This is a genomic window from Sphingomonas sp. SP5, from assembly GCF_058313455.1.
The window spans coordinates 280,130-306,472 of record NZ_JBZFLF010000001.1; the positions used below are offsets into that span (position 1 = coordinate 280,130).

Annotated in this window: 27 protein-coding genes and 1 pseudogene; 15 read left to right on the forward strand and 13 right to left on the reverse strand. The window is 69.8% G+C overall.

The annotated features are described in order from the left end of the window. Positions 1 to 73 precede the first annotated feature (73 nt). The 3 genes from AC4GY7_RS01275 to rsmA are packed head-to-tail and all read left to right on the forward strand — an operon-like array spanning position 74 to position 3,271. Complete coding sequence (locus tag AC4GY7_RS01275; RefSeq protein WP_491111595.1) at positions 74 to 1,435, forward strand: peptidylprolyl isomerase; 1,362 nt, start codon at positions 74 to 76, stop codon at positions 1,433 to 1,435. A gap of 1 nt (position 1,436) precedes the next feature. Beyond that, positions 1,437 to 2,429: a 4-hydroxythreonine-4-phosphate dehydrogenase PdxA gene (gene pdxA / locus AC4GY7_RS01280; RefSeq protein WP_491111596.1), complete on the forward strand. Its 993-nt coding sequence runs from the start codon at positions 1,437 to 1,439 to the stop codon at positions 2,427 to 2,429. Beyond that, on the forward strand, positions 2,426 to 3,271 hold the full coding sequence (rsmA, locus tag AC4GY7_RS01285) for a 16S rRNA (adenine(1518)-N(6)/adenine(1519)-N(6))-dimethyltransferase RsmA (RefSeq protein ID WP_491111597.1): 846 nt from the start codon (positions 2,426 to 2,428) through the stop codon (positions 3,269 to 3,271). Before pdxA ends, rsmA begins: the two co-directional genes overlap by 4 nt. Before the next feature lie 19 nt (positions 3,272 to 3,290). Here rsmA and AC4GY7_RS01290 read toward each other — a convergent pair whose 3' ends face one another. From AC4GY7_RS01290 to AC4GY7_RS01305, 4 genes are all read right to left on the reverse strand, one after another. Beyond that, entirely contained in the window at positions 3,291 to 3,791 is a 501-nt protein-coding gene (locus tag AC4GY7_RS01290; protein ID WP_491111598.1) for a tetratricopeptide repeat protein, read from the reverse strand. A 31-nt stretch (positions 3,792 to 3,822) separates the two neighbouring features. Next, on the reverse strand, positions 3,823 to 4,995 hold the full coding sequence (locus AC4GY7_RS01295) for an RsmB/NOP family class I SAM-dependent RNA methyltransferase (protein WP_491111599.1): 1,173 nt from the start codon (positions 4,993 to 4,995) through the stop codon (positions 3,823 to 3,825). A gap of 3 nt (positions 4,996 to 4,998) precedes the next feature. After that, positions 4,999 to 6,456, reverse strand: coding sequence for an IMP dehydrogenase (gene guaB / locus AC4GY7_RS01300; RefSeq protein WP_491111600.1), 1,458 nt, complete (start codon positions 6,454 to 6,456; stop codon positions 4,999 to 5,001). A 62-nt stretch (positions 6,457 to 6,518) separates the two neighbouring features. Continuing rightward, positions 6,519 to 7,256 (reverse strand): ATP-grasp domain-containing protein, encoded by a 738-nt coding sequence (locus AC4GY7_RS01305; RefSeq protein WP_491111601.1) that lies wholly within the window; start codon positions 7,254 to 7,256, stop codon positions 6,519 to 6,521. A 71-nt stretch (positions 7,257 to 7,327) separates the two neighbouring features. Here AC4GY7_RS01305 and AC4GY7_RS01310 point away from each other — a divergent pair, with 71 nt between their 5' ends. From AC4GY7_RS01310 to AC4GY7_RS01320, 3 genes are read left to right on the forward strand one after another with little or no spacing between them, the layout of a single operon-like run. Then, positions 7,328 to 8,305 carry an SPFH domain-containing protein gene (locus AC4GY7_RS01310; protein WP_491111602.1) on the forward strand — a complete coding sequence of 326 codons (978 nt, stop codon included), beginning with the start codon at positions 7,328 to 7,330 and terminating at the stop codon, positions 8,303 to 8,305. 10 nt (positions 8,306 to 8,315) lie between these two features. After that, the gene (locus AC4GY7_RS01315) at positions 8,316 to 8,780 is read left to right on the forward strand and encodes an NfeD family protein (RefSeq protein ID WP_491111603.1); all 465 of its coding nucleotides are present in this window, start codon (positions 8,316 to 8,318) and stop codon (positions 8,778 to 8,780) included. A 60-nt stretch (positions 8,781 to 8,840) separates the two neighbouring features. Then, the gene (locus AC4GY7_RS01320; protein WP_491111604.1) at positions 8,841 to 9,281 is read left to right on the forward strand and encodes an acyl-CoA thioesterase; all 441 of its coding nucleotides are present in this window, start codon (positions 8,841 to 8,843) and stop codon (positions 9,279 to 9,281) included. 166 nt (positions 9,282 to 9,447) lie between these two features. Here AC4GY7_RS01320 and AC4GY7_RS01325 read toward each other — a convergent pair whose 3' ends face one another. Continuing rightward, complete coding sequence (locus tag AC4GY7_RS01325) at positions 9,448 to 11,067, reverse strand: phosphoenolpyruvate carboxykinase (protein WP_491111605.1); 1,620 nt, start codon at positions 11,065 to 11,067, stop codon at positions 9,448 to 9,450. Positions 11,068 to 11,239: 172 nt separating this feature from the next. Between AC4GY7_RS01325 and AC4GY7_RS01330 the strand changes: the two genes are divergently transcribed. From AC4GY7_RS01330 to AC4GY7_RS01360, 7 genes are all read left to right on the forward strand, one after another. Continuing rightward, a complete protein-coding gene (locus AC4GY7_RS01330; protein WP_491111606.1) occupies positions 11,240 to 11,947 on the forward strand; it encodes a response regulator in 708 nt (235 codons plus the stop codon). Further along, positions 11,916 to 13,490, forward strand: a complete 1,575-nt coding sequence (locus AC4GY7_RS01335; protein ID WP_491111607.1) for a sensor histidine kinase — start codon at positions 11,916 to 11,918, stop codon at positions 13,488 to 13,490. Before AC4GY7_RS01330 ends, AC4GY7_RS01335 begins: the two co-directional genes overlap by 32 nt. Positions 13,491 to 13,509: 19 nt before the next feature. Then, positions 13,510 to 13,944: an HPr kinase/phosphorylase gene (locus AC4GY7_RS01340; RefSeq protein WP_491111608.1), complete on the forward strand. Its 435-nt coding sequence runs from the start codon at positions 13,510 to 13,512 to the stop codon at positions 13,942 to 13,944. Beyond that, positions 13,941 to 14,846, forward strand: a complete 906-nt coding sequence (gene rapZ / locus AC4GY7_RS01345; RefSeq protein WP_491111609.1) for an RNase adapter RapZ — start codon at positions 13,941 to 13,943, stop codon at positions 14,844 to 14,846. Before AC4GY7_RS01340 ends, rapZ begins: the two co-directional genes overlap by 4 nt. A gap of 14 nt (positions 14,847 to 14,860) precedes the next feature. Further along, entirely contained in the window at positions 14,861 to 15,268 is a 408-nt protein-coding gene (locus AC4GY7_RS01350) for a PTS sugar transporter subunit IIA (protein ID WP_491111610.1), read from the forward strand. Continuing rightward, positions 15,265 to 15,537 carry an HPr family phosphocarrier protein gene (locus AC4GY7_RS01355; protein ID WP_491111611.1) on the forward strand — a complete coding sequence of 91 codons (273 nt, stop codon included), beginning with the start codon at positions 15,265 to 15,267 and terminating at the stop codon, positions 15,535 to 15,537. Before AC4GY7_RS01350 ends, AC4GY7_RS01355 begins: the two co-directional genes overlap by 4 nt. 73 nt (positions 15,538 to 15,610) lie before the next feature. Continuing rightward, a complete protein-coding gene (locus AC4GY7_RS01360; RefSeq protein ID WP_491111612.1) occupies positions 15,611 to 16,408 on the forward strand; it encodes a TrmH family RNA methyltransferase in 798 nt (265 codons plus the stop codon). Between the two features lie 19 nt (positions 16,409 to 16,427). Here AC4GY7_RS01360 and AC4GY7_RS01365 read toward each other — a convergent pair whose 3' ends face one another. From AC4GY7_RS01365 to recR, 4 genes are all read right to left on the reverse strand, one after another. Next, on the reverse strand, positions 16,428 to 17,192 hold the full coding sequence (locus tag AC4GY7_RS01365) for an AAA family ATPase (RefSeq protein ID WP_491111613.1): 765 nt from the start codon (positions 17,190 to 17,192) through the stop codon (positions 16,428 to 16,430). Between the two features lies 1 nt (position 17,193). Continuing rightward, positions 17,194 to 18,639 (reverse strand): DNA recombination protein RmuC, encoded by a 1,446-nt coding sequence (locus tag AC4GY7_RS01370; protein WP_491111614.1) that lies wholly within the window; start codon positions 18,637 to 18,639, stop codon positions 17,194 to 17,196. Between the two features lie 136 nt (positions 18,640 to 18,775). After that, positions 18,776 to 19,294: a peptide deformylase gene (def, locus tag AC4GY7_RS01375; RefSeq protein ID WP_491111615.1), complete on the reverse strand. Its 519-nt coding sequence runs from the start codon at positions 19,292 to 19,294 to the stop codon at positions 18,776 to 18,778. A 49-nt stretch (positions 19,295 to 19,343) separates the two neighbouring features. Continuing rightward, the gene (gene recR / locus AC4GY7_RS01380) at positions 19,344 to 19,940 is read right to left on the reverse strand and encodes a recombination mediator RecR (protein WP_491111616.1); all 597 of its coding nucleotides are present in this window, start codon (positions 19,938 to 19,940) and stop codon (positions 19,344 to 19,346) included. 55 nt (positions 19,941 to 19,995) lie between these two features. Here recR and fmt point away from each other — a divergent pair, with 55 nt between their 5' ends. Then, on the forward strand, positions 19,996 to 20,907 hold the full coding sequence (fmt, locus tag AC4GY7_RS01385; RefSeq protein WP_491111617.1) for a methionyl-tRNA formyltransferase: 912 nt from the start codon (positions 19,996 to 19,998) through the stop codon (positions 20,905 to 20,907). Continuing rightward, a pseudogene (gene truA / locus AC4GY7_RS01390) lies at positions 20,904 to 21,664 on the forward strand (tRNA pseudouridine(38-40) synthase TruA); the annotation flags it as partial. The gene fmt and the pseudogene truA, both read left to right, overlap by 4 nt. Here truA and AC4GY7_RS01395 read toward each other — a convergent pair. The 4 genes from AC4GY7_RS01395 to ilvD are packed head-to-tail and all read right to left on the reverse strand — an operon-like array spanning position 21,645 to position 26,326. Next, positions 21,645 to 22,832 (reverse strand): class I SAM-dependent RNA methyltransferase, encoded by a 1,188-nt coding sequence (locus tag AC4GY7_RS01395; RefSeq protein ID WP_491111618.1) that lies wholly within the window; start codon positions 22,830 to 22,832, stop codon positions 21,645 to 21,647. The pseudogene truA and the gene AC4GY7_RS01395 overlap by 20 nt on opposite strands. Beyond that, positions 22,829 to 24,220 carry an NAD(P)H-hydrate dehydratase gene (locus AC4GY7_RS01400; protein ID WP_491111619.1) on the reverse strand — a complete coding sequence of 464 codons (1,392 nt, stop codon included), beginning with the start codon at positions 24,218 to 24,220 and terminating at the stop codon, positions 22,829 to 22,831. The genes AC4GY7_RS01395 and AC4GY7_RS01400 overlap by 4 nt, the downstream gene beginning before the upstream one ends. Then, positions 24,217 to 24,621: a hypothetical protein gene (locus tag AC4GY7_RS01405; RefSeq protein WP_491111620.1), complete on the reverse strand. Its 405-nt coding sequence runs from the start codon at positions 24,619 to 24,621 to the stop codon at positions 24,217 to 24,219. Before AC4GY7_RS01405 ends, AC4GY7_RS01400 begins: the two co-directional genes overlap by 4 nt. Further along, a complete protein-coding gene (ilvD, locus tag AC4GY7_RS01410; RefSeq protein WP_491111621.1) occupies positions 24,608 to 26,326 on the reverse strand; it encodes a dihydroxy-acid dehydratase in 1,719 nt (572 codons plus the stop codon). Before ilvD ends, AC4GY7_RS01405 begins: the two co-directional genes overlap by 14 nt. Between the last annotated feature and the right edge of the window lie 17 nt (positions 26,327 to 26,343).

Consider the following 26,343-nt stretch of genomic DNA (forward strand, 5'->3'; position numbering starts at 1 on the left):
GGGGCAAGGCCGGCACATTCGCATCGCGGCAGGCCTCTGCCCGAGGCACGCGCTTTTGGGGTAACGGAACGACGTGACGCACGATATTCGACGCAGCGCCCGGATCGGTCGCATGATGGGCTGGGCGGCGCTGGCGGCATTCGGCACCGGCGCGGTGGCGCAGACGGTGCAGGACAACCAGGTGCCGGAAACCAACCTCAACATCCCGGCCAACCTCCAGATTTTCGGCAAGCTCGACCCCAACGTCCGCAAGCCGACCGCGATCGTCAACGACACGGTCATCACCGGCACCGACGTCGACCAGCGCCTGGCGCTCACCGTCTTCAACAACGGCGGTCGCGGTCCGGCGCCCGAACAGGTCGACGAATTCAAGCTTCAGATCCTGCGCCAGCTGATCGACGAGACGCTGGAGATCCAGGAAGCCAAGTCGGCCGAGATCACCGTCACCGCGGCGGAACTCGACCAGAGCGAGGCGGGCCTTGCCAAGCGCTTCAACATGACGGTGCCGCAGCTGCGCGTCGCGCTGCGCAAGGCGGGCTCGTCCGAGCGGACGCTGCGCCGCGCGATCGAGGGCGAACTCGCCTGGAGCCGCTACCTGCGCCGCAAGATCGAACCGTTCGTCAACGTCGGCGACGAAGAGGTGACCGCGATCCAGAAGCGGATCGAGGCATCGCGCGGCACGGAGGAATACAACCTCCACGAAATCTATCTCAGCGCCAACGACGGCAACCGCAACGAGGTATACGCCAAGGCCAAGCAGATCATCGCCGAGATCCAGAAGGCGCAGCAGCCCTTCGAACTCTTCGCGCGCAACTATTCCGAAGCCTCGACGCGCGGCGTCGGCGGCGATCTCGGCTGGATCCGGCTGGTGACGCTGCCCCAGCAGCTCGCCGATGCGGCGCAGCAGATGCAGGTCGGCCAGGTCGCCGGACCGATCGAGACGCCCGGCGGCTTCTCGATCCTCTATCTCACCGACAAGCGCACGATCGGCGCGGCCGACCCGCGCGATGCCCGGCTCAGCCTGAAGCAGCTGACCGTCGCCTTCCCCGCCGGCACCACGCAGGCCCAGGCGCAGACGCGCGCCGCCACCTTCGCCAAGACGGTGCAGTCGATCCAGGGCTGCGGCACGGTGGAAAAGATCGCCGCCTCGATCAACGCCGAGGTCGTCGACAACGATTCGATCCGCATCCGCGATCTGCCGGCACCGTTGCAGGAGATCATGCTCAAGCTGCAGGTCGGCCAGGCGACGCCGCCGTTCGGCTCGCCGACCGAGGGCGTGCGCGCGCTGGTGCTGTGCGGCCGCGACGATCCGCAGCAATCGGTGGTGCCGGGCGCCGCGCAGATCCAGGGCCAGCTGGAGCAGCAGCGCGTCAACCTGCGCGCGCAGAGCAAGCTGCGCGATCTGCGGCGTGACGCGGTGATCGAGTATCGCTGAGGTGACCGCCGCGCCGCTCGCGGTGCCGATGGGCGATCCCGCCGGCGTCGGGCCGGAGATCATCGCCAAGAGCTGGGCGGTTCGCGACCTGCGCAGCCTGCCGCCGTTCGCCCTCGTCGGCGATGCTGCCGCCGTGCGGCGCGTGTGGAGCGGCCCGGTCGAACCGATCGGGACGCTGGGCGAAGCCGGCGCGGTGTTCGGCCGTGCCCTGCCCGTGCTGCCGGCGTTGGAAGCAGGACCGATCGCGCCGGGCGAGCCCGACACCGCCGGCGCGCGGGCGGCACTCGCCGCGCTGGAACGCTCCGTCGCCCTCGCCCGCTCGGGCGAGGCGGGTGCGCTGGTCACCGGCCCGGTGTCCAAGGCGCAGCTCTACGGCATCGGCTTCAACCAGCCCGGGCAGACCGAATTCGTCGCCGAACGCTGCGGCGTCTCGCCCGACGATGCGGTGATGATGCTGGCGGGTCCCAGCCTGCGCGTCGTGCCGATGACCGCGCACGTGCCGCTGGCGCAGGTCGCTTCGCTGCTGTCGATCGAGCTGATCGTCGCCAAGGCGCGGGTGACCGCGCGCGGCCTGACGCGCGACTTCGGCATCGCCGCCCCCCGCCTCGCCTTCGCCGGCTTCAACCCGCATGCCGGCGAGAGCGGCACGATCGGGCGCGAGGAGATCGACATCCTCGAACCCGCGATCGCGCAGCTGCGCGCCGAGGGGATCGACGCCACCGGGCCGTTCGCCGCGGACACGCTGTTCCACGCCCGTGCGCGCGCCGCCTATGACGCGGTGCTGTGCTGCTACCACGACCAGGCGCTGGTGCCGATCAAGACGCTGCACTTCGACGAGGGTGTGAACATCACGCTCGGCCTGCCGATCGTGCGCACTTCGCCCGATCACGGCACCGCCTTCGGCATCGCCGGCAAGGACCGGGCGCACCCCGGCGCGATGATCGCCGCCATCGCCATGGCAGGACAGGCGGCAGCGCGCCGCGCCCGCGCATGAGCGCACCGCAGTCGGGCGCCGTGGCGCTGCCGCCTTTGCGTGAGGTGATCGCGCGCTACGGCCTCAATGCCAGCAAGGCGCTCGGCCAGAACTTCCTGTTCGACGGTCAGCTGCTCGCCCGCATCGCCGCGGTACCCGGCGATCTCGCCGGGCAGGAGGTGCTGGAGGTCGGTCCCGGCCCCGGCGGCCTGACCCGCGCGCTGCTGGCGGCCGGCGGCACCGTCACCGCCATCGAGCGCGACCGCCGCTGCATCCCCGCGCTGGCGGAACTCGCCGAGGCCTATCCCGGCAAGCTGCGCGTGATCGAGGGCGATGCGCTGGCGGTGGACGCGCCGGCACTGTTCGCGGGGCGGCCGCACATCGTCTCCAACCTGCCCTATAATGTCGGCACCGCGCTGCTCGTCGGCTGGCTGACCGCGGAGTGGCAGCCATGGTGGCAGTCGCTTACCCTGATGTTCCAGAAGGAAGTCGCCGAGCGGATCGTCGCCGCGCCCGGCAGCGATGCCTATGGCCGGCTGGCGGTGCTCAGCCAATGGCGCTCCACCGCCCGGATCGCGATGCCCGTCCACCGTTCCGCCTTCACGCCGCCGCCCAAGGTGATGTCGGCGGTGGTGCACCTCACCCCAATCGAGGCGCCGAAGGGCGTGGCGGTCAAGGTGCTGGAACGGCTCACCGCCGCTGCCTTTGGCCAGCGCCGCAAGATGCTGCGCCAGAGCCTGAAGGGCGTGCCCGGCGCGCTGGAGGCGCTTGATCGGCTCGGCCTGGATGCCACCCGGCGCGCCGAGACGGTGAGCGTCGCGGACTTCGTGGCGCTGGCCCGCGAGGTAGGATCGGGCAGCTGATTCGCGGGGCGCCCCGCGCTTATTCCTTCGCCGCGGTCGCCTTCGTCTCGACCTGCGCCGTCGTGATCGGCGGCCCCTTGGCGATCACCGCCGCCAGCTGATTCGCCTCGGGACAGCCTGCCTTGCAGAGCGTGCGGATCTTGGCGAGATTGCCCTTGGCGACCGCCACCGCGCCCTTGGCGACCAGCGCCTCGCCCTGCCCCTTCAGCGCGGCGACGTCATTGGGTTCCAGCGTCAGCGCTTCCCGGTACAGCCGGATCGCCTTGCCCGGCAGGTCGCGCCGTTCGGCGACCTCGGCCAGCACGATGAACGCCTGCCGATTGCGCGGATCGACCGCGACCGCGGTTTCGAGGAAGTCGGTGGCGCCATCCAGGTTCCCCGCCACCAGGGCGCTGCGCCCCTGCGCCAGCAGTTGCAGCGAACGCGCATCGATCTGGTCGTCGGGCCGCTGCCCGTTGAGCGAGGTCGACACGCACACCAGGGTCAGCGCTGCGGCGATGGCGACGGACGTAACGCGCATGAAGGTCTCCACGGGGGGCACGGCGGCAGGATTAGCAGGGGCGGATCAGCCGCGCGACAAAAAAGCCGTCGGTGCCATCGCTCGCCGGATCGAGCCTGAGGCCCTGCCCGCGCGGACGCCCGGCAGGCAGCGCCGGCCGATCGGCCCGCCAGCCGGCATGCGCGGCCAGGAACGCATCGACCTGCGCCGCGCCCTCGCCATCGAGCAGCGAGCAGACGATATAGACGAGCGCACCGCCCGGCCGCACCAGCGGCGCGCCGACCGCCAGCACATGCGCCTGCTGCGCCGTGAAGCGCGCCAGCCGCTCCGGGGTCAGCCGCCAGCGCGCTTCCGGATTGCGCCGCCAGGTGCCGGTGCCCGAACAGGGCGCGTCGATCAGCACGCAATCGGCGGCATCCTGCCAGTCGGCCAGCGCCTCCGCCTCGCGGCCCGGATCGAGCAACCGCGTCTCGACGATGGCGACACCGGCGCGCGCGGCCCGGGGGGCCAGCCGTGACAGGCGGGCGCGATCGACGTCGGTCGCCAGGATGCGGCCGCGGTTCGCCATCGCCGCCGCGAGCGCCAGCGTCTTGCCGCCGCCGCCGGCGCACAGGTCGACGATCGCCTGATCGGGCGCGGCCTGCGCGGCGAGGCTGACCATCTGGCTACCGGCGTCCTGCACCTCGACCTGCCCGGCCAGCGCGTCGACGTTGGTCCCGGCGGGCAGCCGCAGTCCCTCGGCAAGCCCCGCGATCGGCGTGCCCGCCAGTTGCCCGGCGATCGCCGCCACGTCCGCAGTCAGGCGATTGACCCGGATGTCGAGCGGCGCGCGCCCGACCAGCGCCGCCTGCTCCTCGTCCGTGACGCCGGAATTGGACAGCGCTGCCGACAGCCACGCCGGCATCGTGCCCGCCTGCGCCGGTGCCTCGCCGGCGGCGATCGGCGCGGGGCCGTGCGGCGAACCATCGAAGGTCGCTGCCACTGCCGCATCCTCCGCGGCCACCCCCAGCATGGCGGCACGCCCCGACGCCGGCACCTCGCCCGCGCGCCGGATCGCCGCATAAACCAGATCGCGCACCGCCCGCCGGTCCTTCGATCCGGCGTAGCGGCGCGTCGCGAAATAGCGCGCGATCAGCGTATCGGCGGCGGCGCCGTTGGTGCGGGCAGCGGCGATCACCGCATCGAGCAGTTCGATCGCGGCCTGGGTGCGGGCGGCGGGCGTCATGCCTCAGCGGGTCGGATAATTGGGCGCTTCCCGCGTGATGGTGACATCGTGGACGTGGCTTTCCTTGAGGCCCGCACCGGTGATCTGGACGAACTGCGCCCGGTGTTGCAGGTCGGGGATCGTCGCCGAGCCGGTATAGCCCATCGCCGCCTTGATGCCGCCGACCAGCTGGTGGATCACGTCGCGCGCCGGCCCCTTATAGGCGACCTGCCCCTCGATCCCCTCCGGCACCAGCTTCATCTGGTCCTTGATGTCGCCCTGGAAATAGCGATCCGCCGAACCGCGGCCCATCGCGCCGACCGATCCCATGCCGCGATACGATTTGTAGGCCCGCCCCTGGTACAGGAACGTCTCGCCCGGCGCCTCTTCGGTGCCGGCGAGCAGCGATCCGACCATGCAGGTCGAGGCACCGGCCGCCAGCGCCTTGGCGAGGTCGCCGGAGGTGCGCAGGCCGCCGTCGGCGATGACCGGCACGCCGGCCTTTGCGGCGGCTTCGGCGCAGTCCATCACCGCGGTCAGCTGCGGCACGCCGACGCCCGCGACGACGCGGGTGGTGCAGATCGAACCCGGCCCGATGCCGACCTTGATCCCGTCCGCCCCCGCATCGATCAGCGCGCGCGTCGCCTCGCCCGTCGCGACGTTGCCGGCGACGACCTGCACCGAATTGCTCAGCTTCTTCACCCGCTCCACCGCACGCGCGACGTCGCGATTGTGGCCGTGCGCGGTGTCGATGACGATCAGGTCGCATTCGGCATCGACCAGCGCCTCGGTGCGGGCGAAGCCCTTGTCGCCGACCGTGGTCGCCGATGCGACGCGCAGGCGGCCGGCGGCATCCTTGGTCGCCGAGGGATAGGTCACCGCCTTTTCGATGTCCTTCACCGTGATGAGGCCGACGCAGCGATAGGCCTCGTCGACCACCAGCAGCTTCTCGATCCGCCGCTGGTGGAGCAGGCGGCGCGCCTCGTCCTGCCCGACGTCGGTGGTGACGGTGGCGAGATTCTCGTGCGTCATCAGCTCGGCGACCGGCTGGTTCGGGTTGCCGGCGAAGCGCACGTCGCGGTTGGTGAGGATGCCGACCAGCTTGCCGTCGCGCTCGACGACGGGGATGCCGCTGATCCGGTTATGCGCCATCAGCGCCTGCGCTTCGGCGAGCGTCGCGGTCGGCGCGATGGTGATCGGATTGACCACCATGCCCGATTCGAAGCGCTTGACCTGGCGCACCGCGGCGACCTGTTCCTCGATCGACAGGTTGCGGTGGAGCACGCCCATGCCGCCCAGCTGCGCCATGACGATCGCCATGTCCGCCTCGGTGACGGTATCCATGGCGGACGACAGGATCGGGATGTTGAGCGCGATGCCGCGCGTCAGCTGCGTGCGGGTGTCGGCGGTGCTCGGCAGGATGTCCGACTCGCCGGGTACGAGCAGGACGTCGTCGAAAGTGAGGCCGAGCCGGATATCCAAAATGCCGTTCCTCGCGGGAGGGGAGAAGTGGCGGGCCATGTAACCGCAGTGCGGCACAAGCGCTAGAGGGCGGCGAGATGCGCCTTGAGGTAATCGCTGACCACGCCGACCAGCGAGCCGCCGAAGCGCGGGTTGAGCTCGAGGATGCGCAAGCCGCCCTCCTCCAGCTTGTAGTTGAAGCAGCAGGTCCCCTCATAGCCCATCGCATCGAGGATCGCGGCGCAGCGATCCAGCACCGGCCCCGGATCGGCCGGTGCGATCGTCGCGGGCCGATCCACCTCGCCGCGCACGCCGAGCGGCTGGCCCATGTCGTAGACATAGGCGACGTGGAAGCGGATGCGGCCGTCGACGCGCAGCAGGTGGAGGACATATTCCAGCGGCCCGGCGACCGCGCGTTGGCGAAACACCTCCGGATCGTCGCTGCCGTCGTCCTCGCCGGGACCGCGGATCATGCGACAGCCCATGCCATAGTCGCCGCGCCGCGTCTTGCGGATGTAGGGAAAGCTGTCGGGCGCGCGTCCGAGCAGGTCGGGCACCGTGTCGCCGAAGCCATGATCGATCAGCCAGTGGTTGAGCGCGAGCTTGTCGTCGCACAGCGCCACGCGTTCGCGCGACGGCAGCACCGCCCGCCCGCCCCGCGCGCCTTCGATCTGTTCGACGCGCAGCGGCACCACGAGGTCGAAGCGGCTGAGATCCACCGCGTCGAAGGGCGCGAAGCTCGCCTCGAATCGATGATAATCGATGTGGCGGGCGATCGCCGGCATCTGCGTCGGGTGATGGCCGAAAAGGATGCGGTACATGGTGGCCTTCGGTTGGGGTGTGCTATGAGGACGCTACGGCGCCGGTGGGAAGTCGCGCCGCTGGAGGGCCTATGGGTATCACGATCGCGGCGTTCGCACTGGTGCTGGTGCTGTTCTACCTGATGACGAGCATCAAGATCGTCCGCCAGGGCTATCAATACACCATCGAACATTTCGGCCGATACACCACCACCGCCTCACCCGGCTTCAATTTCTACCCCGCCTTCTTCTACCGCGTCGGCCGGCGAGTGAACATGATGGAGCAGGTGATCGACATTCCGGGTCAGGAGATCATCACCAAGGACAATGCCATCGTCTCGACCGACGGCGTCGTCTTCTTCCAGGTGCTCGACGCGGCCAAGGCCGCCTATGAGGTGTCCGACCTGTACGTCGCGCTGCTGCAGCTGACGACGACCAACCTGCGCACCGTGATGGGGTCGATGGACCTCGACGAGACGCTGTCGAAGCGCGACGAGATCAACGCGCGGCTGCTGTCGGTGGTCGATCACGCGACGGTGCCGTGGGGCGTCAAGATCACCCGCGTCGAGATCAAGGATATCCGCCCGCCCGCCGATATCGTCACCGCCATGGGCCGCCAGATGAAGGCGGAGCGCGAAAAGCGCGCGAACATCCTTGAGGCGGAGGGCACCCGCGCCTCCGAGATCCTGCGCGCCGAGGGCCAGAAGCAGGCGCGCATCCTCGAAGCCGAAGGCCGCCGCGAATCGGCCTATCGCGACTCGGAGGCGCGCGAGCGCGCCGCCGAGGCGGAGGCCAAGGCGACCCGCGTCGTGTCGGAGGCGATCGAGCAGGGCGGCACGCAGGCGATCAACTATTTCATCGCGCAGAAATATGTCGAGGCGGTCGGCAAGTTCGCGACCAGCCCCAATGCCAAGACGATCCTGTTCCCCGTCGAGGCGACGCAGCTGATCGGAACGCTGGGCGGCATCGGCGAACTGGCCAAGGATGCGCTGGGCAAGGCTTCCCCGCCCGCCGCCCCCGCCGCCAGGGCGGAGGCGAAGCGCTCGCCGTTCGAGCTGCCGCGCGCGTGACGGCGGCATCGTGACACTCGATTCGATCGGTGGTGCGGGCGGCGCGTGGCTGGTCGCGGCGCTGGCGCTCGGCATCGCCGAACTGCTGATTCCCGGCGTCTTCGCGATCTTCCTCGCCATCGCGGCGGGGATCGTCGGGGTGGCGACGCTGGTGATGCCCGGCCTGCCGGTCGAGGCGCAGATCGCCGCCTTCGCCGTCTGGAGCGTGGTCACCGTGCTGGTCGGCAAACGCTGGTACGTCGATTTCCCGATCGAGAGCAGCGATCCGGGGCTCAACGACCGCGCCGCACGACTGATCGGCGCCACCGTGGTCGTCGAGGTGCCGATCGGCCCCGACGGCGGCCCGGATAGCGGCCGCGTGCGCGTCGGCGACGGCTCCTGGCCGGCCCGCGGGGTCGTCGCCGCCGCGGGCGAGCGGCTGCGCATCGCGGCGATCCGCGACGGTGTCGTGATCGTCGAGCCGATCGACAGCTAAAATCGTGCCGTGCGGCGCTTCGCCCCTGACGGCGGCCGGCGGGCGTGCTATATCGGTGGCGTGACCGAGAGTATCCCCCACGCCTTCCCGATCGGCATCGATCCGGCCGACATCGACTTCATGGGCCACGTCAACAACGCGAGCTACCTGAAGTGGGTGCAGGATGCGGTGGTCAGCCACTGGCAGAAGCTGGCGCCGGCCGATGCCGTCGCCGCGCACCTCTGGGTCGCGCTCAAGCATGAGATCACCTATCGCAAGCCGACCTTCCTCGGCGATGACGTGATCGCGACCGTGCTGCTCGAAAAGGTGCAGGGCGCCCGCGCCTTCTACGACACGGTGATCCGTCGCGGCGAGGAAGTGCTCGCCGAGGTCAAGTCGAGCTGGTGCTGCCTCGACGCCGAAACGCTGAAGCCTGCGCGGCTGGCGCGCGACATCGTCGAACAGTTCTTCCAGCGCGGCGATGGTCCCCTGCCGGCGACCGGTCTGGTCGAGCGGCGGTAGGCGAAACTGCTGTCGGGGGACGGGCCCCGAAAGTCACACCTCGCATCATCGCCCCGTCACAAGAACCGGCCGAATTTATCGCAATACTTCAATGACTTACTGCATAGTCACGCCGCGAATGCCGGGTGAATCACGGCACGCGCGGGCGTGACTTTTGCGCTTCGATTCAGGCCGCCTCGGTCGCCTTCACCTGCGGCGCCGACTGCCGCACGCCTTCATCGACATGCTCGGCGAACTGCGCGAAATTCTCCACGAACAGGTCGACCAGCTTGGCTGCGGTCGCGTCATAGTCCGCGGTGTCCGCCCAGGTCGAACGGGGATCGAGGATCGCCGCGTCCACGCCCGGCACCGCCACCGGCACCTGGAAGCCGAAATTGGCGTCGGTGCGGAACGCAGCGTCCCTCAGGCTTCCGTCCAGCGCGGCATTGAGCAGCGCGCGCGTCGCCTTGATCGGCATGCGGCTGCCGGTGCCGTACTTGCCGCCGGTCCAGCCGGTGTTGACCAGCCAGCAATCGACCCCGCCCCGCGCGATCCGCTCCTTCAGCAGGTTGCCGTAGACGGAGGGATGACGCGGCATGAACGGCGCGCCGAAGCAGGTGGAGAAGGTCGCGTCGGGCTCGGTCACCCCGATCTCCGTCCCCGCGACCCGCGCGGTATAGCCGGACAGGAAATGGTACATCGCCTGGTCCGGCGTCAGCTTCGCGATCGGCGGCAGCACGCCATAGGCGTCTGCGGTCAGCATCACGATGTTCCGGGGCACCCCGCCCATGTTGTCGGCGGAGGCATTGGGGATGAAGTCGATCGGATAGGCGCCGCGGCTGTTCTCGGCGAGGCTGTTGTCGTCGAGATCGAGCTGCCGCGTCACCGGGTCCATCACCACATTCTCCAGCACCGTGCCGAAGCGCTTGGTGGTGGCGAAGATCTCGGGCTCGGCATCGGGCGACAGGCGGATCATCTTGGCATAGCAGCCGCCCTCGAAATTGAAGACCGCGGTATCCGACCAGCCATGCTCGTCGTCGCCGATCAGCGTGCGGCTGGCATCGGCGCTGAGCGTCGTCTTGCCGGTGCCGGAGAGGCCGAAGAACACCGCCGTGGAGCCGTCCGCTCCCATGTTGGCCGAACAATGCATCGGCATCACGCCCGTCGTCGGCAACAGGTAGTTGAGCAGCCCGAACACCGACTTCTTCATCTCGCCGGCATAGCGCGTGCCGCCGATCAGGATCAGCCGGTCGGTGAAGTTGACCGCGATCACCGTCTCGCTGCGCGTGCCATGCCGCGCCGGGTCTGCACGGAAGCTCGGCAGGTCGATGATCGTATAGTCCGCCTCAAACCCCTGCAGCTCACGCTCCTCCGGCCGGACCAGCATCGTGCGGATGAACAGGTTGTGCCAGGCGAGCTCGTTGACCACGCGCACCCGCACCCGGTTCTCGGGCTGCGATCCGCCGTACAGGTCCTGGACGAACAGATGCTCCTTGTCGCGCAGCGCTTGCAGGAAATCGGCCTTGAGCGCGGCGAAATGCTCCGGACTCATCGCCTTGTTGGACTTGCCCCACCAGACGGTGTCGTCCGTCTCGGCATCGCGGACGATGAACTTGTCCTGCGCCGATCGGCCGGTGTGCTGCCCGGTTTCGACCACCAGCGGGCCGTCGGCGGACAGCTTGCCCTCTCCGCGCGCGACCGCGGCCTCGACCAGCCGGGCGGTGACCAGGTTCCAGTGCAGATCGGCGCGGGTCTCGATGCCCTGCGCGGCAAGGCCGGCGTGCGGAATACGCTCGTTCACTAACATCCTCCCAATGTCCTTTGGCCGACGCACGCATCCTGGGGAGGGTCTGCACGGGCGCCGGCGTGATGACGACGGGCATAGGCGGCGGCCGAGGGATCGTCAAACGGCACAGGTTGAGCGCAGCCCCGCTTTGCCCTACCGCGGGACACATCATGATGCCGAGGCCCCTCACAGCATGACCGCCACGATCGCGCTGGTCGACGACGACCGCAACATCCTGACGTCGGTATCGATCGCCCTCCAGACCGAAGGCTTCCTCACCCGCGTCTATTCGGATGGGGAGACGGCGCTGAAGGCGCTGACCGACAATCCGCCCGACCTCGCCATCTTCGATATCAAGATGCCGCGAATGGACGGGCTGGAGCTGCTGCGCCGCCTGCGCGAACGCAGCCAGATCCCGGTGATCTTCCTCACCAGCAAGGACGACGAACTGGACGAGGCGCTGGGCCTCGCGATGGGCGCGGACGATTACATCGCCAAGCCGTTCAGCCAGCGCCTGCTGATCGCCCGCATCCGCGCGATCCTGCGCCGGACGGAGCTGGCGGCGGCACCGGCCGGCGACAGCGAGGTTGCAGGCGCCGGGCCGCTGGTCCGCGGCCGCCTGTCGATGGACCCGGCGCGGCACCGCACCACCTGGGGCGACGAGCCGGTGACGCTGACTGTGACCGAATTCATGATCCTCGAAACGCTCGCCCAGCGGCCGGGCATCGTCAAGACGCGCAACCAGCTGATGGACGCCGCCTATCAGGACGACATCTACGTCGACGACCGCACCATCGACAGCCACATCAAGCGCCTGCGCCGCAAGTTCCGCCAGGTCGACCCGACCTTCGACGCGATCGAGACACTGTATGGCGCCGGATACCGTTTTTCCGAGGAGTGAGGGCGGCCCGGAGGGGCGCGACCTTGCGCTGCGCTGGTCGGGGCAGATCTCGCTCACCCGGCGCATCCTCGCGGTCAACATCTTCGCGCTGCTGCTACTGGCGGGCGGCTTCTTCTATCTCGATTCGTACCGCAGCCGCATCGTCGACAGCCGCGTCGCGCAGGCGGTGCGCGAGGCGCGGCTGATCGGCGAGGCCCTGGCGATGGCATCGCCGGCCGATCGCGACGCGCTGCTCGCGCGGCTGGCCAAGGATACCGGCGTGCGGCTGCGCATCTTCGCCGCCGACGGGCGGACGGTGGCGGACAGCCGCGCGCTGGGCTCGCGCAACGCCATCCTGCTCGATCCCGACAAGCAGGCCTGGGACCAGACGGTCGCGCGCTTCCTCGACGCCGGCATCGACACCGTGGTCGGAGCATCGCGCCCGCCGCTGTACCGTGAGCGGGCCGACGGTGGCCTGTGGCCGGATGTCCGCGCCGCCCGCGCCCGGCACGTTTCCGCCAGCGTGTGGCGCGCCCCGGACCGGACGCCGGTCATCACCGCAGCCGCTCCCTTGCCCGGCGGCGCGGTGGTGATGACCACGGTCAACGCGCGCGACATCACGCAGACGGTGCGCATCGAGCGCTTCCGCCTCAGCCTAGTGCTGCTGCTGGTGACGATCGTCTCCGTCCTCCTCTCGCTGTTCCTCGCCCGCACGATCGTGCGGCCGCTGCGCCGGCTGGCGCGGGCGGCGGTGCGTGTGCGGCTGGGGCGCGCGCGCGAAGTGGTCGTTCCTCGCCTGCCCTCGCGCCGTGACGAGATCGGCAGCCTCGCCCGCGCCCTGTCCGACATGAGCCTCGCCCTGCGCGCGCGGATCGACGCCACCGAGGCCTTCGCCGCCGATGTAACGCACGAGATGAAGAACCCGCTCGCCTCGCTGCGATCCGCGGTGGAGGGACTGGGGGCGGTGAAGGACCCGGAGCTGCGGGCGCGGCTGCTGGAGATCGTCCGTGACGACGTGCATCGCCTCGACCGGCTCATCACCGACATCTCTGAGGCATCGCGCCTCGACGCGCAGCTCAGCCGCGCCAAGTTCGAGCCGATCGATGTCGCGGCGATGATCGGCGCGCTTGTCGACCAGCGTCTCGCCCGCGGCGTGGAGCGCGGCATCCGCCTGCGCTTCGATCACGGTGGTGGCACCCTGGTAACGCTAGGCGAAGGCGCGCGGCTGGAGCGGGTGTTCGAGAATCTGATCGACAATGCCCTCTCCTTCTCGCCCGATGGCGGCCTGATCGCCATCGCGGCGGTGCGGCAGGGCGGTGACGGCATCATCCGCGTCGAGGACGAAGGACCCGGCGTGCCGGAAGAAGCGCGCGAGGCGATCTTCCGCCGCTTCCAGTCGATCCGGCCGGAGGCGGAGGAGTTCGGCCAGCATTCCGGCCTGGGCCTCGCCATTGCGCGAACCATCGTCGAGGCGCATCAGGGCAGCATCGCCGTCGAGTCGCGCGAGGATCGGCTGGGCGGCGCCCGGTTCGTGGTTCGCCTGCCGCTCGCCGGAGAGCCATGACAGACCAGCCGGCGGAGCCATGACCACCCTTTCCTCGGAAACCCTGCACGCGACCAGCGTCGCGATCGACGGCAAGGCCGTGTTGCTCGAAGGCGTATCGGGCACGGGCAAATCGGATCTTGCCCTGCGGCTGATCGATCGCGGCGCGACTCTCATCAGCGACGACCAGACGCTGCTGATGCGGCAGGGCACAGCGTTGCTTGCCCGCGCGCCCGGCACCATTCGCGGGCAGATCGAGGTCCGCGGCCTCGGGATCGTGACCCTGCCGAGCATCGATGACGTGCCGGTGGCCCTGATCGTCCGCCTCGGCACCGAGCCGATGCGCATGCCCGAGCGGCGCCAGCGGCGGCTCGCCGGGATCGTCGTGCGCGAGATCGCGTTCGAGGCGTTCCATGCCTCGACGCCGGTGAAGATCGAATGGGCGTTGCGCCAGCCTGAAGCGACTCCCGCATGACCAAGGAGATCCTGCTCGTCACCGGCCTGTCGGGCGCTGGCAAGTCCACCGTCCTCAAGACGCTGGAGGATATCGGCTGGGAGGTGGTCGACAATTTGCCGCTTGTGCTGCTCGACCGTCTGCTGGAGGCGCCGCTCGCCAAGAGCAGTGCCGACGATGCGCAGCCGCTGGCGATCGGCCTCGGCGCACGCACCCGCGATTTTGATCCCGAGCGGATCGTCGAGCGCATCCGCTCGCTGCGCGACGACCACGATCTCGACATCGGCATGCTGTTCCTCGACTGTTCGGGCGCCGAACTGGAGCGGCGCTATTCCGAGACGCGGCGTCGCCACCCCCTTGCTCCCGACCGCCCGGCGCGGGACGGCATCGCCCGCGAGCGCGAACTGCTGCGCCCGTTGCGCGACTGGGCCAACCGCCTGATCGATACCACCGACCTGTCCGCCAACGGGCTCGCGCAGCAGGTGCGCGCGGCCTTCGCCGATGGCCGCGATGCACCCGTGCTCTCGATCCAGTCGTTCGGCTTCGCCCGGGGAGTGCCGCGCAACGCCGACCTGGTGTTCGACATGCGCTTCCTGCGCAATCCGCACTGGGTGCCGGGGCTGCGGCCCGGCACCGGACTGGATGCCGACGTCGCCGCTTATGTCGCCGACGACCCCGCCTATCCCGCCGCGATGCGCCAGATCGGCGACCTGCTCGAACTGCTGATCCCGCGCTATCGGGCGGAAGGAAAATCCTATGTCAGCGTCGCGATCGGCTGTACCGGAGGGAGACACCGGTCGGTCCATGTCGCCGAGCACCTCGCTGACCGGTTGCGCGCGGCGGGTTTTTCGCCCACCATCGCGCATCGCGACCTGGGGGCCGCACCCCAGGACTCGCTCGAAGGGCCGCCGGCCAGCAAATGAGTAACGTATCTGAGATGATTGGCCTCGTTCTGGTGACGCACGGGCGGCTCGCCGAGGAATTCGTGACGGCGATGGTGCATGTCGTCGGTCCGCAGGAGCGGATCGCGACGATCTCGATCGGCCCCGACGACGATATGGAGACGCGTCGCGCCGACATCGCGGCGGCGATCGCGGATGTGGATACCGGCCGCGGCGTGATCGTGCTGACCGACCTGTTCGGCGGCACGCCGTCGAACCTCGCCATCTCGCTGATGGAACGCGGGCGGGTGGAGGTAATCGCGGGCATGAACCTCCCCATGCTGATCCGGCTGGGATCGGCGCGCAAGGCGATGAAGGTGGTCGAGGCGGTAGCCGCGGCGCGCGAGGCCGGGCGCAAGTATATCTCGGTCGCCTCCGAAGTGCTGGGCGAAGCGGCGGCATGAGCGAGATCGAGCGCACCGTCCTCATCACCAACAAGCGCGGCCTCCACGCCCGCGCCAGCGCCAAATTCGTGACGCTCGCCTCGGCGCAGCCGGTCGAGGTGAAGGTGCGCAAGGATGACGGCGCGGTCACCGGCACCTCGATCATGGGGCTGATGATGCTGGGCGCCGCCAAGGGCGATTCGATCACGATCAGCGCGGCGGGCGACGGCGCCGAGGCCGCGGTGGGAGCGCTCTGCGACCTGGTCGAGGCGAAGTTCGGCGAAGACTGACGCCGGCGGGTAGCGCCGGGCGCGTCGTTTTCACCTTGCGCCGGTCCGTGGTCGGCGCGAAGGCCGAAGTACGATGCCCCGTGAGATCACCGCCTTTTCCAACCCGCTCGTCAAATATGCGCGCGAGTTGCGCGACAAGAAGCATCGGCGCGGCGCGCGCCAGTTCATGGCCGAGGGCCTGCGCATCCTGACGGAGGCGCGCGACACCGGTCGCCTGCCGCGCATCCTGTTCTATGCCGCGGCCAATGCCGACCACCCGTTGGTCCATGCACTGTCGATCGATGTCGAGCTTGCCGGCGGCGAATCGATCCAGACCACGCCCGACATCCTTTCGAAGCTGTCGGGCAAGGATAACCCGCAGGCGGTCGTCGGCGTCTTCGACGAGTTCGACCGGCAGCTGACGGACCTCGACCGGTCGGCGGCGGGCATCTGGCTGGTCGCCGAGCGGCTGCGCGATCCGGGCAACCTCGGCACGATCCTGCGCACCGCCGATGCCGTCGGCGCGGGTGGCCTGATCCTGATCGGCGAGTGCGTCGATCCCTTTTCGGTGGAGGCGGTGCGCGCGAGCATGGGCGCGCTGTTCACCGTGCCGGTGGTCAGGAGCGGCTGGGACGACTTCCTCGCCTGGCTACGGCAGGGGCCGGGGCAGCTGGTCGGCCTGAGCCTCGACACCGAGCACGATTATCGGGCCGCGACCTATGCAGCGCCGACATTCCTCCTGACCGGCAACGAGGCGCAGGGCATGCCGGCGGACTATGCCGATGCCTGCGACCTGCTGGTCAAGATCCCGATGCTGGGCAAGGCGGACAGCCTCAACGCTGCGGTGGCGACCGCGGTCATGGCCTATGAGGTCCTGGCGCAGCAGCGCTGAGGGCCGCCGCCCCGACGGTTCAATCGTCCAGCATCGCCGCCACCGTTCCATGCGGATCGAAAGCGAAATCCCGCGTCAGGCGGTAATGGGCCGTATCTTCCAGTGTGACGGGCGCAAGGCCGCCGCGGGTCATGCCGAGCAGGGTGGCGTCGGGCAGCGCCATCAGTAGCGGCGAGTGGGTCGCCATCACCACCTGGCTCTGGCCGCCTGCTTGCATGGCGCGCAGCAATTTCAGGAACGCGAACTGACGCGTCGGCGACAGAGCCGATTCGGGCTCGTCGAAGATGAAGATGCCGGGCCGCCCGCAACGTTCCTCGAAGAAGCGCAGGAACCCTTCGCCGTGCGAATGGGACAGGAAATCGGGCGGTGCCGCCCCGCCTTCGAGTGCCGCCTGATCGAGGTAGCGGGCGACGGAAAAGAAGCTCTCGGCGCGGAAGAACCAGCCCTGCCCGACCTTGGTCAGCCAGCTGGCCCGCAGCGCATTGGCGAGCACATCCCCGTTGCGCTCCACGGCACCGCCGTGATCCATCGGCCGATAGCCGGGGCCGCCGCCCGCCTGGTCGAACCCGGCGAGGGCGCCGATCGCCTCCAGCAGGGTCGATTTGCCGACCCCATTCTCGCCGACGATGATCGTGACGGCGCGGTCGAAGGTCAGCTCGAAATCGTCGTCGCGCAGGAAGGGTAGCGAGAAAGGGTAATGTTTGCGGGAAAAGACCGCATCCGGCTTGAAGGCGATCCGCCGCAGATAGGGCGGCGGCAACCGAGTCGGCCGGTAGGCGGGCACCTCACACCTCTTCCGGTAGTGCCGCCACCAGCTTGGTGAGCGGCCTGGCGCTTTGCTCGCCGACCGGTAGCGGCTCGATCGCCTTGCCGCCGGTATCGACGTTCAGCGCCTCGAACCGCTTGGCGCTGGTCAGCACCTGGCTTTCGAGACTGCCGACGAAGGCATTGTAGGCGCCCATCGCGGTATCGAGGTTCTTGCCCAGCCGCGCGACATGGCCGCCCATCACCGCCAACCGCTGGTACAATTCCTTGCCCAAGGTGCCGATCGCCCGCGCCTCGCTGGCGAGCTTCTCCTGCCGCCACACCGCCGCGACGGTGCGTGCGATGGCGATCAGGTTGGTCGGGGTCGCGAGCAGCACGCGTTTGTCGAAGGCATAGTCCCACAGGCCGGCGTCATGCTCCAGCGCGGCCGACAGGAAATGTTCGCCGGGGACGAACATTACGACATATTCGGGGGTGTCGTCGAACTGCGCCCAATAGGCCTTGGCGCTGAGGCCGTTGACGTGCGCGCGCATCGAGGCGGCGTGCGCGGTGAGGCCGATCTGGCGCTCGGCCTCGTCCACCGCGCCGAACGCATCCTGATAGGCGTTGAGCGACACCTTGGCATCGATGATGAGCGATTTGCCGCCGGGGACGCGCACGATCGCGTCAGGGCGCAGTCGCCCCCCTTCCCCGTCGGCGACGCTAACTTCCATTTTAAAATCAGTATGTTCGGCCAGCCCGCAGCTTTCCAGCACGTTGCGCAGCTGCTGCTCGCCCCAGCGGCCGCGCGCCTTGGGGGCGTTGCGCAGCGCGTTGACCAGCTTTGCCGCCTCGCCCGACACACGCTCCTGGCCAAGGCGCATCTGCTCGATCTGGCCCTTGAGGTCGCCGAATGCGTCGCGGCGTTCCGCCTCGACCCGCGCGACGCCCTCCTCGTAGCGGGCGAGGCGATCGTTGACCGGTTGGAGCAGCGACTTGAGGTTCTGGCCGGCCAGCTCCTCCGACTGGCGGAAGCGCGCCTCGGCCCGATCGAGGAAGGCCTTCTGGGCGTCGGTCAGCGCGCGGTTGGCAAGCTCGTTGAACTGCGTCGCCATCAGCTCCTTCGCCTCGCGCATATCGGCAAGCCGCGCCTCGAAGGCTTCGCTCTGCGCATGGGCTGCGGCAAGCTCGGTACGGGCCGCGTCGCGGTCGGTGCGGATCGCCACGAGTTCGCCACGCAGGGCCTCGACCGCGCCGGCCCGGTCCTCGGCCTGCGCACGCAGCGCGGCAAGGTTGCGCATCGCCTCGTTACGCTCCTGTTCCACCGCGTCCCGGGCGCGGGTGGCGAGGTCGGCATCGGCGGCCTTGCTCTGCGCGACGGCAAGGTCGGCGGCGAGCGATCCTGCGCGGCGGCTCGCCAGCAGCCAGCCGATCAGCAGGCCTGCGGCGAGCGCCAGAATGGCGATAACGAACGACGACTGATCCACACTTCTACCCTTCGAAAGGTCACAAAAGTCACACCGACGACGGTGTTCTTTTGGGACGATCCCGCATCATCAGGGGAACATAGATCGAACGCGGCGTGTAGGACAGCCCCTTAATATATAGGGCGATCCCTGAGGGTCAGCGGCGGGCCTTGGCCAGCTTCTTCATCACCATGTCGCGCTTCAGGCGGCTGATATGGTCGATGAACAGCACGCCGTTCAGATGATCGATCTCATGCTGCATGCAGGTCGCGAGCAGGCCGGTCAGCTCGTCCTCGTGGTGCGCGCCCGTCTCGTCCTGCCAGCGGACGCGGCAGGCGGTGGGGCGCTGCACGTCGGCATATTGTTCAGGGATCGACAAGCAGCCTTCGTTATAGGTGCTGGTCTCGTCGCTGACCGACAGGATCTCGGGGTTGATATAGGCGCGCGGGGCCTTGATCGGCTTGTCCTCCGCGTCCTTTTCCTCCTGCAGGTCGATCACCAGGATGCGCTGGTCGACGCCGACCTGGATCGCGGCGAGGCCGATGCCATGTGCCGCATACATCGTGTCGTACATATCGGCGACGAACGCACGGGTCGCGTCGGTGATCGCATCGACCGGCTTGGAGATGACGCGCAGACGCGGATCGGGGACTTCGACGATAGGAAGGACGGCCATGGCCCGGGAGCTAGGGGGCGGGCGGGATGGCGTCAAGCATCGCGGCGGATCAGCCGACCGGCCGCCGCGCGCGCAGCGCCTGGGCGAGCGTGCCTTCGTCGAGATAGTCGAGCTCGCCGCCGACCGGCAGGCCATGGGCGAGCTGCGTCAGGCGAACGGGAAACCGCTCGATCCGGTCGGCGAGGTAGTGCGCAGTGGTCTGCCCCTCCAGCGTCGCATTCATCGCCAGTACGACCTCGTCGATGCCGCCGGCCTCGATCCGGCCGACGAGCGCATCGATCGCGAGGTCCTCCGGACGCACGCCCTCGAGCGCGGACAGCCGCCCGCCCAGCACGTGGAAGCGGCCGGGGAACAGGCGCGAGCGCTCCAGCGCCCACAGATCGGCGACCTCCTCCACCACGCACAGCGCCCGCTGGTCGCGGCGGGGATCGGCGCAGATCGCGCACGGATTGGCGGTATCGACGTTGCCGCAGACGGAGCAGGTCTCCAGCCGCTCGTCCACCGCCTCCAGCGCCGCGCGCAGCGGCCCGAGCGCCGCCTCGCGCTTCTTGAGGAGGTGCAGCACGGCGCGACGGGCCGAGCGCGGCCCCAGGCCGGGAAGACGCGCCAGCGCCTGGGTCAGGGCTTCGATTTCGGGAGACGCCATAGCAGGAACAGATAGGGGGTTGCGCGCCCGCCCGCCAGCGCGTTGAAGGCGAGGCATGCGGATCATCTTCATGGGAACTCCCGCCTTCGCGGTGCCGACGCTGGATGCACTGGTGGCGGCCGGGCACAGCGTCGTCGCAGCCTATAGCCAGCCACCGCGGCCGGGCGGGCGGCGCGGGCGCGAATTGGTGCCCTCGCCGGTGCAGCAGCGGGCGGAGGCACTGGGCATAACCGTGCGCCACCCCGTCAGCCTGAAGGGCGCAGACGAGCAGGCCGCGTTCGCCGCGCTGGAGGCCGACGTGGCGGTGGTCGCCGCTTATGGCCTGATCCTGCCCAAGGCGGTGCTGGCGGCGCCGCGGCACGGCTGCCTCAACGTCCATGGCTCGCTGCTGCCGCGCTGGCGCGGCGCGGCGCCGGTGCAGCGTGCGATCCTGGCGGGCGACACCGAGACGGGCGTCGGCATCATGCAGATGGAGGCGGGGCTGGACACCGGCCCGGTGCGTCTGGAGGGCCGCACGGCGATCGACGGCAAGACGGCAGGCGCGCTGACCGAGGAACTGGCGACGATGGGTGCGCAGCTGATGGTGACGGTGCTGGCGGACCTTGCCGCGCATCCCGCCGTGGCGCAGCCGGAGGACGGCGTCACCTATGCCGCCAAGATCGACAAGGCGGAGGCGCGCATCGACTTCACGCGCAGCGCGGTGGAGGTGGAGCGGCTGGTGCGGGCGATGAACCCGGCACCGGGCGCCTGGTGCGAGATCGCCGGCGAACGGGTGAAGATCCTGGCGGCGGACGTGCTGCCCTTCACCTTCCCCGGCGGAGCGGGGGAGACGGTGGACGACGCGCTCACCATCGCCTGCGGCGACGGCGCGATCCGGCCGACGCTGGTGCAGCGCGCCGGCCGCGGCGTGACCAGCGCGACCGAGTTGCTGCGCGGCTTTGCGGTGAAGTCGGGAACCGCGGTGTGACGCGCTTTGCGTTGACGGTGGAATATGACGGCCGGCCGTTCATGGGCTGGCAGCGGCAGAAGCACGGGCCGAGCGTGCAGGCGGCGCTGGAGGAGGCGGTGTTCGCCGTTACCGGCGAACGCACGGCGGTGCATGCCGCGGGGCGCACCGATGCCGGGGTACACGGGCTGGGCATGCGGGCGCATGTCGATATCGCCAAGCCGATCGCGCCGTTCCGGCTGATGGAGGCGCTGAACGCGCGCGTGCGCCCCTCACCGGTGGCGGTGCTGGCGTGCGAGCAGGTCGACGACGATTGGCATGCGCGCTTTTCGTGCATCCGCCGGTCTTACGAATATCGTATCGTCAATCGGCGGGCGCCGCTGACCTGGGAAGCCGGGCTGGCGTGGCAGGTGCCGCAGCCGCTCGACAGCGCGGCGATGGCGGCGGCGGCGGCGATGCTGGTCGGGCGGCACGATTTCACGACGTTCCGTTCGGCGCATTGCCAGGCGGACAGCCCGCTGCGGACGCTGGACGTGCTGGCGGTAGAGCGGACGGGCGAGCGCATCGCGATCCGCGCGGCCGCCCGATCCTTCCTGCACCATCAGGTGCGCTCGATGGTCGGCTGCCTGGCGCTGGTCGGTATGGGCCGTTGGTCGGCGGATGACGTCGCCGACGCGCTGGCGGCGCGGGATCGCGCCCGGCTGGGCCTGAACGCGCCGCCCGACGGGCTGTTCTTCATGGCGGCGCGCTACTGATCCCTAGCGGACGAACCGCGCGGCGAGTTCGACATGGGTCGACCAGCGGAACTGGCCGACCGGCCGGATCCAGTCGATCCGCCAGCCGCCGTCGACCAGCATGCGGGCATCGCGCGCGAAGCTGGACGGGTTGCACGAGACGTAGCCGATCACCTTGGCCTGGCAGGCGGCGAGCGCCTCTGCCTGATCGCGTGCACCGGCGCGGGGGGGATCGATGACGATCGCGTCGAAGCGATCGAGTTCCGTGACGGTCAGCGGGCGGCGGTAGAGATCGCGATGCTCGGTGAAGACCGGCAGCTGCGCCCGCGCGGCCGCGGCCTTGAGCGAGAAGAGCGCATCGCGCGCGCCCTCCGCGGCATAGACGCGCGCGGGCAGCGCCAGGCTGAAGGTGCCGAGGCCCGCGAACAGATCGGCGACCGTCGCGGCGCCCGCCGTCGCCTCGCGCATCGCCGCGACCAGCGCATCCTCGCCCTCCTGCGTCGCCTGCAGGAACGAGGCGGGCGGCAGGGGCGTGGGATGGCCGCCGAGCGTGATCGTCACCGGCTGCGGCTCCCAGCGGGTTTCCGGGCCGTCACCGGCATCCAGGGTGAAGCGGGCGACGCCGTGGCGCTCGCAAAAGGCGGTGATCGCCTCGGCCGCGGCGAGGCCGTCTGCCTTGAGGTTGGTGACGAACACGTCCGGTCCCTGGTCGGACAGCGTCAGGTTGACGTCGCCCCGCCGCTTGAAGCCCAGTTGCTGGAGCAGCGCGCGCAGCGGCCCGACCAGCGCGAACAGCGCCGGTGCGAGGATGTGGCATTCGCGCATGTCGACGATCGCATGGCTCTTTTCGGCGGTGAAGCCGAGCATGACACGCCCGCCCTTCCCCTCGGCATGCAGCGTCGCGCGGCGGCGGGTGTTGGGCGGCGACACCTCGGGCGGCCGCAGCGTGGCGGCAAGCCCCTGCGCATCAAGCGCGCTGGCGACGCGATCGGTGACGAAGCCTGCATAGGCCGCATCGTCGAGATGCTGGAGCTGGCAGCCGCCGCATTCCGGGAAATGGCGGCACGGCGGCGTCTGGTGATGCGGGCCGGGGGTCAGCGTGCCGTCGGCGTTGAGCGTGTCGCCCGGCGCGGCGAAGGCGGCGTGGCGGCCGTCCGCGGTGACGCCGTCGCCGCGGGCGGCGACGCGCTGGATCGTATCGGAAGAGGTCATGCGCCGGCTCTGGCCGGGGTCAGCGCATTTGCCAAGTCGTCGGCGATGAAGCTGCGCCCCGCGCTCCGCGCCGCCTCGGCGTGCAGCCACACGCCGGCAGTGGCCGCGTCGAGCCGATCGGCGCCGGGATGCGCGAGCTGCGCCGCGATCGTGCCGGCGAGCACGTCACCGGTGCCGGCGGTCGACAGCCACGGATTGCCGCCGGGGTGGACGCGCGTTCCCGCGGCGCCCGCCACGACCGTCGTCGGCCCCTTCAGCACCACCACCGCGCCGCTGCGCCGCGCGGCGGCCTGCGCCTGGTCGATTGGTGAACCGTCGATATCGCCGAACAGGGCGCGGAACTCACCGGCGTGGGGCGTCAGGACGATCGGGTGGCGCCGCTTCGTCCAGGCATCGGGATCGAGCAGGTGGAGCGCGTCGCCATCGACGACGATCGGATGCGCGTCGGCAGCGAGCAGCGCGTCGAGCCGTTCGCGTGCCTTAGCATCCCGCCCAAGGCCGGGGCCGATCAGGATGGCGCCGATCCGCGCCTCAGCGAGCACCTCCACGTCATAGGGGCGGTGGACGATGGCATCGGCTCCGCCGTGCCCGCTGCCGCCGTAGAGCGCGACATAGCCTGCACCGCTGCGTAGCGCTGCGATGGCGGCGAGCCGTGCCGCCCCCTCCATCGCTCCGGAAACGATCGCGACCATCCCGCGGGTATATTTGTGCGATTCCGGTCCCGGTTCAGGCAGCACGGGCGGCGCGGCGACCGTCGGTTGAGTGCGATGCTCGCCAAGATGCAAGTCGATCAGCCGGACCGTCCCGCAGGCGCGGGCGGCCGGCTGAAGGACGTGCGCGGGTTTGACTGCGCCCAATGCGAGCGTCAGCGTCGCCGGATGCGCCTTCGCCCAGTCGGGGACTTCGCCGGTATCGGCATGGACCCCGCTCGGCAGGTCGGCGGCGATGACGAGGCGGGCGGCGCCGGCAAGCCGCGCGAGCGCTGCATCGAGGTCGACAGCCAGCGCGCGGGTCACGCCCGTGCCGAGCAGGCAATCGACCAGCACCGGCGCCGGTGCAGCATCGGCAAGGCTTTCGATCGTGCCGCTCCAGCTAGCGGCGGCTCGCCGCGCCGCATCGGTACGCGGGGCCGCATCGGCGGCGAGGCGAACGGCATGCCCCGCCTGCGCCAGTGCCGCCGCGGCGACATAGCCGTCGCCGCCATTGTTGCCCGGCCCGCAGACCACCAGCACCTCGGCTCCCGCGGCCAGACGGCGGGTCGCAGCGGCGATCCCCTCGCCCGCCGTTCGCATCAGCGCGTCGACCGACGTGCCGGCGGCGACCGCCGCATTCTCCGCCGCGCGCATCGCGGCCGTGGAGAGGATCGGGCGCCCGGCGATGCCGATCATCGCGGCTTGATCGTCGCGGGCAGGCGGTAGCGATCCTCGCCGATCGCGACGTCGATCGACTGCGGATCGGTGATGGTCACCCGCGCGAGGTCGGCGCCGTCGGCAGCCACCACGCCGCGCCCGTCGCGGGTCACGAGCAGCCGGTGGAAGCTGCCGTCGTCGTCGTGGCGCACGGTCAGCACCAAGCCGCGTGGACCCGCCGCCTGTTCGACGGTGCAGGCCCGGCGCAAAGCCGCCGCGCCGTGCGCGCACAGGATGCGACCGTCGTCCGCCGCGTCCCGGCGCTGCGTCGCCTCGACATCGGCCAGCACCTGCGTGTTCGCGGTCTGGCCGGTCGGATCGCTGCATGCGGCGAGGAGCAGCACGGCTCCGGCCGCAAGACCGCGATCAGATATCCGCATAGACGTGGCGTTCGGCCTTGGCACCGGGATGGGTGACGGCGCCTTTATAGGCGGGGCCGACGTTCTGGGCATAGCGCCACAATGCGCCCGAGCCGTAATCGTTCACCCGCCCCTGCCAGGCGGCGCGGCGCGTGGCGAGCGTGTCCGCATCGACCAGCAGGTCGATCGTTCCCGCCTCGGCATCGATGCGGATCGTGTCGCCATTCTCGACCAGCCCGATCGGCCCGCCATCCGCTGCCTCCGGCCCGACATGGCCGATGCAGAAACCGCGCGTCGCGCCCGAGAAGCGGCCGTCGGTGATGAGCGCCACCTTTTCGCCCATGCCAAGGCCATAGAGCGCGGCAGTGGTCGACAGCATCTCGCGCATGCCCGGCCCGCCCTTCGGCCCCTCGTAGCGGATCACCAGCACCTCGCCCTCGACGATCGCCCGCGCCTCGACGGCGGCGAAGCAATCCTCTTCGCAGTCGAAAACGCGCGCCGGCCCTTCGAATTGCAGGCGGTGCATGCCGGCGACCTTCACGATCGCTCCTTCCGGCGCCAGGCTGCCGCGCAGGCCGACGACGCCGCCGGTCGGGCTGATCGGCGTCGCGACGTCGTAGATGACCTTCTGATCGGGGTTCCACGTCACCTGGTCGATATTTTCGCCCAGCGTGCGGCCGGTGACGGTCATGCAGTCGCCGTCGAGCAGGTCGCCGGCCAGCATCGTCTTCATCAGCATGTAGACGCCGCCTGCTTCGTACATGTCCTTGGCGACGTAGCGGCCGCCCGGCTTGAGGTCGGCGATATAGGGCGTCGACTTGAACGCTTCGGCGACGTCGAACAGGTCGAAATCGATGCCCGCCTCATTGGCCATCGCCGGCAGGTGCAGGGCCGCGTTGGTCGAGCCGCCGGTCGCCGCGACGACGCGTGCGGCGTTGATGAAGGCGGCGCGCGTGCAGATGTCGCGCGGGCGCAGCTGCCGCGCCACCAGGTCCATCACCTGCGCGCCGGCGGCGACCGCGATCTGTTCGCGCGTCGTGTACGGCGCCGGCACCATGTTGCTGTTGGGCAGGCTGAGTCCGATCGCCTCGCCGACGCAGGCCATGGTGTTGGCGGTGAACTGGCCGCCGCATGCGCCATGGCCGGGGCAGGCGACCTTTTCGAGCTCGTGCACCTCCGACAGCGGGCAGGCGCCGGCGGCATATTTGCCGACCACCTCGAACACGTCGACCACCGTCACGTCGCGGTCGTGGAAGCGGCCGGGCAGGATCGATCCGCCGTAGACGAAGATCGAGGGGATGTTGAGTCGCAGCATCGCCATCATCATGCCGGGCAGCGACTTGTCGCAACCGGCAAAGCCGACCAGCGCGTCATAGCAATGGCCGCGCACCGACAGCTCGACCGAATCGGCGATCACTTCACGGCTGACCAGCGAGGCCTTCATGCCCTGGTGGCCCATGGCGATGCCGTCGGTGACGGTGATGGTGTTGAACCGGCGCGGCATGCCGCCGCCCTGGATCACGCCGCCCTGCGCGGCATCCGCCTGCGCATCGAGCGTGGTGTTGCAGGGCGCCGAATTGTTGCCCGCGCTGGCGAGCGCGACGAACGGCCGGGCGATCTCCTCTTCGCTCAGCCCCATGGCGTAGTAATAGCTGCGGTGCGGGGCGCGCTCGGGGCCGACCGAGACGTGGCGGCTCGGCAGGCGGGTCTTGTCGAACTGGGTCATGGCGACGCCCTATGTCG